Below are 10,495 nucleotides of genomic sequence, written 5' to 3'. Positions count from 1 at the left end.
GTGTTCACCACCAGCGAGCTAACACGCGCCTCAAACCCACGGCGCTCCCGCTCCGCCTGGGCCAGTTGCAACCCCAAAGCTTGAACGCCGCTTAATTCGCCCTGCGCTTTAAGGCGCTCGTACTCTACCAGCGCCGCCTGATGCGGCTGGCGATCCGTCAACATACCGCCCAGGGCTAACGCCGATTTTACGACTCCTACGCGGGCATCAAAACGGTCGTCCGGGTCGTTGGCTTCGCTGGCTTGGTAAGCATCAAACGCAAGGCTTGCGGCATAGATGCCCGTCCAACCCGCATCCCACCACTGCGCGTGCTGGGCCCCACGCTCAAACACCTCATCGTAAGCTGCCCAATCGGCACTGGTTTGTGCCTGAGCAGGCAGCGACAGCAGCAGCGCCGCCCCCGCCGCCAAGGTACCCCGTGAAAGTTGACGTAAGCGCATAACAGAACACCTAAAAGCCGTGAATTAGCATTAAGCGTAGCACGACGATAGCGCAGGGCCGGGGTGAATCAGACGGGCTAAGAATGGCGAAGATTAATGGCGTTATAAAGCGAAGGATGATTAGATAGGAGCATAAAATAAAGATTAGGGAGGTAACGGTGACTTACTATCGTTATTGGGGGAAGGCAAAAGCCAAGGGGGAAGCGGTAGAATGTCATTTACTGCCTTACCACAGCCTGGATGTAGCGGCTGTTGGTTGGTTACTGCTTTCACCTGATAGACCGCTAACGCAACGCCTAGCAGCGCAGCTAAGTTTAGAGCCTAAGCAGTTGCGTAACTTGCTAGTTTTTTGGCTAGGCTTGCACGATATCGGTAAGTTTTCACGCTCCTTTCAAGGTCTTTTTCAGCCTTTATCGAGCCTGGGGCTGGCTCCTCCTGTCGCCCAATACACCTATACACAACGCCATGACCGCTTAGGGGCCGTCATTTGGGATGCCAAGTGGCCTGATTGGTTTGAAAATGGCACGTTACAGTGGCCTGCTGGATGGGGCCGCACTGAGCGAAAGGCGCTTCGCATAGTTCTCCCTGTTCTTACGGCTCCTTTCTTTGGCCACCATGGCCAGCCAGTGAACGCAGGAAGCATCGAAGTAGATACGTTTTTTTGCAGCGACGAATATTCAGATGACCTAGAAGCATCACGGCAGTTTATTGCTGATTGGGCCAATATTGTGCCGCCTGATTGGCCTGTAGAGCATTTATGTTCTGAAGAGTGGGTTTATGCGCTGCAAACGCTTAGCTGGAGCATTGCAGGCTGGGCGACATTAAGTGATTGGCTCGGCTCGAATAAAAATCACTTTCCTTATCTGCAAGAAAAGCTTCCTCTCACTGATTATTGGCAAATCGCTTTAGCCAATGCTGAAAAAGCGCTGCAGGAAACAGGCTTTAACAGCATTTCCAAACCATTACCTTACGCAGGTATGACCGACTGGTTTGGCAAACAATCCATCAAGCCAACACCCTTGCAGCAAGCTGCCGAGACAATAGAAATCGCAGATATGCCGCAGCTATTTATCTTGGAAGATGTTACGGGTGCAGGGAAAACGGAAGCTGCCTGCATTCTTACCCAGCGCTTGTTAGCGGCAGGCCACGGCGATGGGCTCTATTTTGCACTGCCCACCATGGCAACTTCTAACGCGATGTATTCACGGCTAGGCAATTTGCATCGACGCTTTTATACCGCTGAATCTTCTCCTTCTTTTGTTCTCGCCCACGGTGCGCGTGACTTAAACGACGATTTTATCGCCGCCGTTGCCACATCTCAGCCTACCGATTTGGATTACACCGCTAGCGAACTGTCGGCTACCAGTCGCTGCAATCAATGGCTAGCAGATTCACGTAAAAAGGCGCTGCTAGCGGAAGTGGGCGTAGGCACCATCGACCAAGCGTTAATGGCCATTTTGCCGTTTCGCCACCAATCGCTGCGTTTATACGGGCTGGCGCGCAAGGTGCTCGTCATTGATGAGGTGCACGCCTACGACAATTACATGCAAACACTGCTCAGCCAACTGTTGGCTTACCATGCCCGGCAAGGCGGTAGCGCTATTCTGCTAACGGCCACGCTACCCCATGCCATGCGCAGTGCCTTAATGGCGGCTTGGCAAACGGGGCTTGGACAGCCGACAACGCAACCGCAAAAAGATGATTTTCCGTTATTGACCCATGTGAGTGTAGGGCAGCCGTTGGAGTTGCCTCTGGGCTCGCGCACAGAGGTGTCCAGAAGCGTTGAAGTCGCTTGGTTAAACGAAGAAGAGCAGGCGATAGAGGCGGTGCTGGAAGCAGTGGAGGCCGGTGAGTGTATCGCTTGGGTGCGCAATACAGTAGATGACGCTATTCGCGCATTCGAAGCCATCGCCGCCCGACACCCTGACCCAGAGCGCTGCCTGCTGTTCCACAGCCGCTTTGCCATGGTGGATAGGCAACGCATTGAGTCCCAGGTCATTGAGCGTTTAGGCAAAGACTCAACGCCTGATATACGCAAGGGGCAAGTGTTGATCAGTACCCAGGTATTTCAGGAGTCTCTCGACTGCGATGTCGATGTGATGATCAGCGATATTGCCCCTATTGATCTACTTATCCAGCGGGCAGGACGCTTACAACGCCACCAGCGTGGTGAACGCTGCCTGCCGCGCCTGCTGGTACTAGCACCGCCTTGGGCAGATGACCCCGATGAACATTGGCTCAAGCGCACGCTGCCCGGCACTCAGGCGGTTTACCGCGACACATCGTTAAGTTGGTTAACCCAGCGGGTACTGCGTCGCCTGGAAGCAATCCGTATGCCCGAAGAGGCGAGAGATCTCATTGAAAGTGTTTATGGCGCTGTATCTGACGATATTCCTGATGCCCTGCAAGCAGCGCGCTACGAGCAAAAGGGAATGCAGAGAACGGCGGGCTCAATGGCTAATTTCAACGCGCTCAACCTGGAAGAGGGCTATATAAAAAGCGATCAGTGGCAGGAAGAACAAGAGATAGGCACAAGGTTGGTAGATGAGCCTACGGTTAATGTCGTGCTGCTGTCACTCACCGACGATAACGAGCTGGCGCTGTGGGCGGGAGAGAGTCGCCATGCCGATATGCTCAGCCAAGTAAAGTTACGCCAGAGCCAAGCGACAAAGCTCACATCCCTATCAGGCCGCTATGAAAGCCAATGGCTTACCCTTCAGGAGCGCTATAAAGCGCTGAAGTATACCCAGCCCTGGCTGCCCAGCGATGATCCTAATGGCGACTACGACACCCAGTGGGGAGTTAGGTTGGGCAGTAAGGAGCCAGCGCCATGAATCTTTCAATGTTCGCTGGGTTGAAAGCTCATGGCTTCTTCGAAGCTGTACAGGCACTGCTCCGGGAATTCCTGCGGCTCTCGGTCAGTTTCAATCGCAGCGGCACGGCGAGCATCGTCATAAGCCTCGCTCATCAGCTCTGGCAGAGATGCCTTCAGGCTAGGGTTATCTTTCAGCAGGCGATTCACCTTGGTTTGAGCATCCTGAATCGTCAGCCGCCAACTACGCGAACGCCGTTCCGGCTGGTGATCCCACTTCAGCAGGTGCATCAGCAAGCGGGCCAACTGGCTAATCAAGGCGCGTCGCTCGCTTTTCCCCATGCTCTCAATCTCCTCGGCAAGATGCTCCAAATCCAGCTTGTCCACTTTTCCAGCGCGAAGGAGCCCGGCCTGTTCAAGCGCCCAGGCGTAGGCATCCTGCTCGTAATGAATCGCCATTTTCCTGATCCTCTCCGCCTTATGACTAATCCTAATATTTTTCAGTGTAAACGAAGCGCCGACACCAGACGACACTATCGAGGTGTACATGAATTTACTTGAAGACTCCTGGCTACCCTTTCTATTGAGAAATGGGAAGGTAGAGTATCGCCCTCCCTCTGCGTTAGCCGATCCCGACGTCATCAACCTCGCCCTGCCGCGAGCAGACTTTCAGGGGGCGGCCTACCAGTTTTTGATCGGCCTGCTACAAACGGCGCTGCCGCCGAAAACCCATGACGACTGGCTTGATTGGTTAATGGAGCCACCCAGTGTTGCAGCGTTGGATAAAGCATTCGCGCCTTTCAGTAGCGCTTTTGAGCTGGACGGCGATGGCCCCCGCTTTATGCAGGACCTTGATCCGCTAGACGATGTGAAAAACGCGACCGTCAGCGGTTTATTGATTGATGCTCCTGGCGCTAACGGCATCAAAAATAATACTGACTTTTTCGTAAAGCGTGGTCGCGTTGAGGGTATGTGTGATACCTGCGCGGCCATAGCGCTCTACACCATGCAGATTAACGCCCCTGCGGGCGGCGCTGGTATCCGTGTGGGCTTGCGTGGCGGGGGTCCGCTGACAACGCTGGTGATGCCGGAGTCATCAGATGCCAGCCTGTGGGAGCGGCTGTGGCTAAACGTCGTTACACAGAAAGAAGCCACCCAGAAAGGGCAGCAGTGGACAACACCGCACCCCGAAGAACCATCGCTCTTTTTCTGGATGGCCAATACGCGGGTAAGCGATAAAAAAGGCACCGAGGTGCTACCTGAAGATACCCACCCCCTTCACGCTTACTGGTCAATGCCGCGCCGCTTTCGGCTGCTATTTGAAGAAGCAGATGAATGCCCATGTGATATTTGCGGACGAAAAAACCAGCGAGTAGTGCGCGAACTTCGCGCTAAAAAACAGGGGGCCAACTACGACGGACCTTGGCTACACCCGCTAACACCCTACCGACGTGACCCCAACAAGCCCAATGAACTGCCGCTTTCCAGTAAGGGCCAGCCGGGTGGGCTTGGCTATCGCCATTGGTCAGGCTTTGTACTGAACGATGAAGAAAGCAGTGGCGCAATCGCGGCTGCGGCGCTGAAAAGTTACATCGACAAACAAAAGCTAGTGACACAAGAGCGAGCGCATGGCGAAGACATTCAGGCGTTGCTGAGGCAAGCGCGTCTATGGGTGTTTGGCTACGACATGGACAATCTGAAGCCGCGCGGCTGGTATAGCATTGAAATGCCCCTAGTGGAAATACCACAAGGCCAGCAGGAAAAGCTACGTGCCTGGGTTCAACAACTGACCGAGCTGTCGCGCAATATCGCTTGGATGGTGCGTACCCAAGTTAAAAACGCTTGGTTCTCACGGCCATCGGATGCCAAGGGCGATATGAGCGCCATTGATAACCAGCTTTACGATGCCACCGAGCCTGAATTTTTTAAAGTGTTGCTAGCGCTTCAGCAGGTGCTGCAACAAGACTTGCCGCCACCGCATATCCCTCCTGACATTGCTGAGCGTTGGTACTTCGCCCTTAAGCGTGAAGCCATGCGTGTATTCGAAGACCTAGCCCTAAGCGGTTCCCAGGAAAGCATGGATCTTGAACGTGCTACGGCTGCCCATCGGCAGCTGCAAAGCTTTCTTGGCGGCAAGAGCAAAGGTAGCAAAGTGGTAAGTAACTTTATCCAACAGGGTGATTTTGACCCCTCCGCGAAGGCCAAGCGTAATGCGGCCTCTGCTGCAACAACGACAGGAGACGCCTGATGAGTGATGTGGAGACGCCGGAAACAATCGAAAAAGAAGATATTTTGTCCGAGGCGGAGAAAAAAGCGCTCGTCGCTTTGAAGTTGGAGGAAGCCGCCGCCCTGCGCCGCTGGTGGCAGCGGTTGACGTTAACCCCACAGGCTTTGAAAGCATTCACCCCCCAGCCACCACTGCCCCGTGGTGTACGAGCGGTACTGCGCCGTTGTGATACCGCCGAGGCCGCCATGTTAACCCAAGGTTTTCGTGAGCTATGGGCGATGCTGCCGGAAGCGACGAAACAAACGGATTATCGCGATGAAAAGCTACAAGTGTGGGCATGCATTGCGTTAATCGCAGCGGAGTTACGCGAAGAAAAGAAGGGCGCATCGTTGGCCTTACGCCTTGGTCAGCAAAAAGAGCAAACCGGGAAACCGCTGATGAGCGAGCTGCGTTTTCAACAGCTACTTTCCTGCCGAACGCCTGAAGAGTTTATCCAGCGCTTACGACGGGCGCTGGCGCTTGCAGATAAGAAAGATATCAGTGTCGTGCTGCTAGCGAGCGTTATCTCACTCTGGTGGCAGGAGCATCGTGGACGTTTATCTGCCAAGCCTACTCACCGTCTTGGGTTTGTACTGGCAAATGACTATTTTGCTGCAACGTCTCGCTATAGCCATGGCAGCGACTGATTTTTACGACTGACGATCAACCTTTCTAGCTTCATATAGACATCACGAACGGAGTTATTTATGAGCCACTTTATTCAACTGCACCTGCTGACTTCTTATCCGCCCGCCAACCTCAACCGCGATGATTTAGGTCGCCCCAAAACTGCTTTGATGGGTGGCGCTAAGCGCCTACGTGTTTCATCGCAAAGCCTCAAGCGTACTTGGCGTACTTCTGCACTCTTTGAAGAAGCACTGGCGGGGCATGTGGGTACGCGCACCAAGCGTTTAGGCTCTGAAGCCTATAAAGAACTGAAAGAAAAAGGGCTGGATGAAAAAACTGCAGCGGCGAGCGCAGAAAAAATAGCGGGCGTATTTGGCAAGCTGCGTAAAGTAGAAAAAGGCGAAGCTAAAGAGTTTGAGATTGAACAATTAGTGCACGTTGGCTTGGAGGAGCGCCAAGCGATCAGCGCATTGGTTGAAACGCTGGCGGCAGAGAAGCGCGAGCCAAACGATGATGAATTAAAGCTCTTGCGTCACAAACCTGCCGCCGCCGATGTGGCGCTGTTTGGTCGTATGTTAGCAGCGGTGCCTGAATATAACGTCGATGCCGCCTGCCAAGTCGCCCACGCGATTACTGTGCATGCTGCCGAAGTGGAAGACGATTACTTTACCGCTGTTGATGACTTAAATACGGGTGATCAAGACCGGGGTGCGGCGCATATTGGCGAATCGGGTTTTGGTGCTGGACTGTTCTACCTCTATATCTGTATCGATCGCCAGCAGTTGGTTGAGAATCTGCAGGGTAATAGTGAGTTAGCTGACCAAGCGATTGCTGCACTGGCAGAAGCCGCTGTCAAAACCTCCCCCAAAGGTAAGCAAAACAGCTTTGGTTCCCGCGCCCACGCGAGCTATGTGCTGGCGGAAAAGGGCAACCAGCAGCCGCGCTCACTTTCCACCGCTTACCTGCGGCCCGTGACAGGACAGGATCAAACGCTTGATGCAATTAAGAGCCTGGAGCGCCAAGCGCAAGCGTTTGATGATGCTTATGAAGCAGGTGCCGATAGCCGTTTCGTCATCAGTGCTGAGCCTGACTATGAAGGACCGCAGCTAAAAGGTGAGGTTAAGAAAGGCAATCTTGCTGAACTGATCGCTTTCTTAAAAACCGACCAGTAAGGGGGCGGCATGACCGACTATCTTATTTTTCGGCTCTATGCGCCGCTTGCCAGTTGGGGGGAGGCTGCCGTTGGTGAGACGCGCCCTACGGCGACTTATCCGGGTAAAGGGGCTGTTTTGGGATTGCTGGGGGCCGCCCTAGGTCTTCGTCGTGATGACGATACAGGCCAAATGCAGCTGCGTGAAAGCATTGCCATGGGCGTAAAACAGTACACCCCCGGTATGCTGATGCGCGACTACCACACGGTGCAGATGCCCGCCGCACAGTCAAAAGTGAGCTATCACACCCGCAAAGAAGAGCTAAACGCGCCGCGTGATGTGCTGAAAACGATCCTCTCAAGCCGGGATTATCGCTGTGATGGCCTATGGACAGTAGCCGTATGGCTAACGCCAACAGCAACCCTCACGCTTTCTGAACTTGAGCAAGCGCTAAAAACGCCCCATTACCCGCTTTATTTAGGGCGTAAATCCTGCCCGCCCTCTGCGCCACTTGCACCTCAATTACGGCAGTGCGCCACGCTTAAGGAAGCCCTGGATGTGGCGTTTCCTAAGCTGGCGGTTAACTGTCAAGAAGACAGAAAGGCACTGCGTTTTCCCGATGAAGCGTTATACGTATGGGAAGGCGAGGCGAGCGGTTTAGATGGCAGCCAAGTGGCAGAGTACAACGATGTATGGGATTTGCCGCTAAATCGACGCCGCTGGCAGTTTGGCCCTCGGTTAGAGTTTCGCCGTTCAGTGGCAGCAGAGGAGGCACGCTAATGTATCTCTCCCGCGTACGTGTGGACTTGAACGGACTGTCTCGCGAAAAGCTGTTTGATGTGATGAATGCAGAAGCCTATACCGCGCATCAGCTTTTGTGGCAGCTATTTCCCGAGTATGAAGGCCCTCGCCCGTTTCTTTTCCGGCAGGAAATAGAAGAAGCCGAAGAGGGTAGAGCCATAAAAGGGTTACCGCTCTTTTATGTTCTTTCAGACCGCGAACCTGTATCAGTGGCAGGCTTACTTACCGCAGAGAGCAAACCTTACGCACCAGAGCTTAACGTGGGCGATAGGCTGGCATTCCGCCTGCGTGCTAACCCCACGATGGCAGTGCATGTGCCGGGGCAACGTGGCCAGCGCGCCGATGTGTTAATGGCCGCCAAAAAGCCATTCCCGCCGGGGCAGCGTACTAGCCCAACCTGCGTTGATGCGATGAATAGTAAGGCCCGCGAATGGCTCGAAAGCCGTGCTGAAACGTGGGGCTTTCGCCTACCGGTTACGCCTGAGCTAGGTGCCTACCGCCAACACGTATTGAACAAAGGCAGTGGAAAGCCAGTTCAATTCTCGACGGTGGACTATGAAGGCCTGCTAGAAGTTACCCATCCAGGAAAGCTGATCGAAACCATGGCTCACGGCATTGGGCGCGCCAAGGCATTCGGTGGAGGTTTGCTACTATTGCGCCGACCTTAGGAGACAACATGGGCTTTATTCCGCTAAAGCCCATTCCCGAAAAAGATCGGATGTCGATGATCTTTATCGGGATGGGTCAGATAGACGTGCGCGACGGTGCTTTTGTCGTTATTGACGAAGTAAATGGCGAGCGTATGCATATTCCGGTTGGTTCAGTAGCCTGCTTGCTGCTGGAACCGGGCACACGGGTTTCCCATGCCGCCATTAAGTTGGCGGCAACGGTAGGCACGCTACTGATTTGGGTAGGCGATGCTGGCGTACGGCTCTATAGCGCCGGGCAACCGGGCGGCGCACGGTCAGACAAATTGCTCTACCAAGCCCAGCTGGCGCTAGATGAAAAGCTGCGCCTAAAAGTGGTGCGCAAAATGTTTGAGCTGCGTTTTGGTGAAGAGCCACCTTCTCGTCGCAGCATCGAGCAGTTACGCGGCATGGAAGGTGCAAGAGTTCGTAAAACGTATCAACTGTTAGCCAAACAGTACGGCGTTAAATGGAACGGACGCCGTTACGACCCAAAACAGTGGGATGCCTCGGATGTTGCTAACCAATGCCTATCCGCAGCAACGGCCTGCTTATACGGAATTACCGAAGCCGCTATTTTGGCAGCAGGCTACGCCCCAGCGATTGGATACCTGCACACCGGCAAGCCGTTGAGCTTTGTGTACGATATTGCCGACATCGTGAAGTTTGAAACGGTGGTGCCTGCGGCGTTTAGGGTTGCTGCACGTAATCCGCCTATGCCGGAAAGAGAAGTCCGTATCGCTTGCCGCGATGCATTCAAGCAATCCCGCATACTCCAGCGCTTAATCCCCATGATCGAAGATGTGCTTGCCGCTGGTGATATTCAGCCGCCACCGCCAGCACCCGACGCAGTGCCGCCTGCGATACCAGAACCACCTTCGGTCGGCGATGCAGGGCATAGGAGCGGATAAATGGCGATGCTCGTAGTGGTTACAGAAGCCGTGCCCCCACGCCTACGTGGCAGGTTAGCAGTGTGGCTTTTAGAGATCAGAGCTGGTGTTTACGTGGGTGTTGTTAGCAGGCGCATTCGCGAAATGATTTGGGAACAGGTCGAAGCGCTAGCTGAAGATGGCAACGTCGCCATGGCCTGGGCCAGCAACCATGAATCAGGGTTTGAGTTCCAAACTTACGGTGAAAACCGCCGAGAACCCATCGACCATGATGGTTTGCGTCTGGTGCGCTTTTTACCACCACAAGTTAACTAGCTGATTTTATTTGATCTTTAATAATTTAGCCTGATTAAAAGTAAGCAAAATAGCTGGTGGATTTTTTATCTGCTATTTTCTTCTTGTAGATCAATTATCTACAACAAGTCCGATCCCCGCGCCTGCGGGGATGAACCGGCAAGGATGCAATGAAGGCCAAAGAAACGCCGCCGATCCCCGCGCCTGCGGGGATGAACCGGCATTTTGCAGCCGGGTGAGCTCACCTACACCCCGATCCCCGCGCCTGCGGGGATGAACCGTCGTTGTGGTTTATGTCGTCTTTTTTATAGCCCCGATCCCCGCGCCTGCGGGGATGAACCGCTGCTCGTATCTAGGTTTAAAGCCATTGCGGCCCGATCCCCGCGCCTGCGGGGATGAACCGCGGGTGGCTCGGTGGTCTTCGTCTGGATCCCACCGATCCCCGCGCCTGCGGGGATGAACCGCCCGGTTTGCGGCGATAGTGGCCCCGGATGGCCCGATCCCCGCGCCTGCGGGGATGAACCGGTG

General features: G+C 54.3%; 10 protein-coding genes and 1 CRISPR repeat array. Of the genes, 8 read left to right on the top strand and 2 right to left on the bottom strand.

Translation table 11 applies throughout. From position 1 onward, the window contains the following. Positions 1–440, bottom strand: a 440-nt coding sequence (locus BIS10_RS14430) for a hypothetical protein (protein ID WP_253506134.1), incomplete at its 3' end; no start/stop codon positions are given. Between the two features lie 158 nt (positions 441–598). On the opposite strand from BIS10_RS14430, the gene cas3 reads away from it, so the two are divergent. Further along, positions 599–3,274 carry a CRISPR-associated helicase Cas3' gene (gene cas3 / locus BIS10_RS14425; RefSeq protein WP_253506132.1) on the top strand — a complete coding sequence of 892 codons (2,676 nt, stop codon included), beginning with the start codon at positions 599–601 and terminating at the stop codon, positions 3,272–3,274. Between the two features lie 5 nt (positions 3,275–3,279). Here cas3 and BIS10_RS14420 read toward each other — a convergent pair whose 3' ends face one another. Beyond that, the gene (locus BIS10_RS14420) at positions 3,280–3,711 is read right to left on the bottom strand and encodes a DUF29 domain-containing protein (protein ID WP_016915813.1); all 432 of its coding nucleotides are present in this window, start codon (positions 3,709–3,711) and stop codon (positions 3,280–3,282) included. Positions 3,712–3,799: 88 nt separating this feature from the next. On the opposite strand from BIS10_RS14420, the gene casA reads away from it, so the two are divergent. The 7 genes from casA to cas2e are packed head-to-tail and all read left to right on the top strand — an operon-like array spanning position 3,800 to position 9,988. Then, positions 3,800–5,500: a type I-E CRISPR-associated protein Cse1/CasA gene (casA, locus tag BIS10_RS14415; protein ID WP_253506130.1), complete on the top strand. Its 1,701-nt coding sequence runs from the start codon at positions 3,800–3,802 to the stop codon at positions 5,498–5,500. Continuing rightward, a complete protein-coding gene (gene casB / locus BIS10_RS14410) occupies positions 5,500–6,165 on the top strand; it encodes a type I-E CRISPR-associated protein Cse2/CasB (RefSeq protein ID WP_253506128.1) in 666 nt (221 codons plus the stop codon). Before casA ends, casB begins: the two co-directional genes overlap by 1 nt. Positions 6,166–6,225: 60 nt before the next feature. Then, complete coding sequence (cas7e, locus tag BIS10_RS14405; protein WP_253506126.1) at positions 6,226–7,317, top strand: type I-E CRISPR-associated protein Cas7/Cse4/CasC; 1,092 nt, start codon at positions 6,226–6,228, stop codon at positions 7,315–7,317. Positions 7,318–7,326: 9 nt separating this feature from the next. Beyond that, on the top strand, positions 7,327–8,076 hold the full coding sequence (gene cas5e, locus BIS10_RS14400; protein WP_253506124.1) for a type I-E CRISPR-associated protein Cas5/CasD: 750 nt from the start codon (positions 7,327–7,329) through the stop codon (positions 8,074–8,076). Further along, complete coding sequence (cas6e, locus tag BIS10_RS14395) at positions 8,076–8,765, top strand: type I-E CRISPR-associated protein Cas6/Cse3/CasE (RefSeq protein WP_083026165.1); 690 nt, start codon at positions 8,076–8,078, stop codon at positions 8,763–8,765. The genes cas5e and cas6e overlap by 1 nt, the downstream gene beginning before the upstream one ends. Before the next feature lie 8 nt (positions 8,766–8,773). Beyond that, entirely contained in the window at positions 8,774–9,694 is a 921-nt protein-coding gene (gene cas1e, locus BIS10_RS14390; RefSeq protein ID WP_253506122.1) for a type I-E CRISPR-associated endonuclease Cas1e, read from the top strand. After that, entirely contained in the window at positions 9,695–9,988 is a 294-nt protein-coding gene (cas2e, locus tag BIS10_RS14385; protein ID WP_083026163.1) for a type I-E CRISPR-associated endoribonuclease Cas2e, read from the top strand. Positions 9,989–10,097: 109 nt separating this feature from the next. Continuing rightward, positions 10,098–10,492: a CRISPR direct-repeat array (repeat unit 29 nt; unit sequence CCGATCCCCGCGCCTGCGGGGATGAACCG). Between the last annotated feature and the right edge of the window lie 3 nt (positions 10,493–10,495).

Origin of the sequence: Halomonas sp. 707B3, from assembly GCF_024158645.1 — a bacterium.
Classification (GTDB): Bacteria; Pseudomonadota; Gammaproteobacteria; order Pseudomonadales; family Halomonadaceae; genus Vreelandella; species Vreelandella lionensis.
This window is presented reverse-complemented; position numbering and strand designations above follow the sequence as displayed.

What these genes read in the sequence shown, in the direction of transcription:
- cas6e (WP_083026165.1), top strand. Translation starts at nt 8,076, where the DNA reads ATGTATCTCTCCCGCGTACGTGTGGACTTGAACGGACTGTCTCGCGAA.
- cas7e (WP_253506126.1), top strand. Translation starts at nt 6,226, where the DNA reads ATGAGCCACTTTATTCAACTGCACCTGCTGACTTCTTATCCGCCCGCC.
- BIS10_RS14420 (WP_016915813.1), bottom strand. Translation starts at nt 3,711, where the DNA reads ATGGCGATTCATTACGAGCAGGATGCCTACGCCTGGGCGCTTGAACAG.
- cas2e (WP_083026163.1), top strand. Translation starts at nt 9,695, where the DNA reads ATGGCGATGCTCGTAGTGGTTACAGAAGCCGTGCCCCCACGCCTACGT.
- casB (WP_253506128.1), top strand. Translation starts at nt 5,500, where the DNA reads ATGAGTGATGTGGAGACGCCGGAAACAATCGAAAAAGAAGATATTTTG.
- casA (WP_253506130.1), top strand. Translation starts at nt 3,800, where the DNA reads ATGAATTTACTTGAAGACTCCTGGCTACCCTTTCTATTGAGAAATGGG.
- cas5e (WP_253506124.1), top strand. Translation starts at nt 7,327, where the DNA reads ATGACCGACTATCTTATTTTTCGGCTCTATGCGCCGCTTGCCAGTTGG.
- cas1e (WP_253506122.1), top strand. Translation starts at nt 8,774, where the DNA reads ATGGGCTTTATTCCGCTAAAGCCCATTCCCGAAAAAGATCGGATGTCG.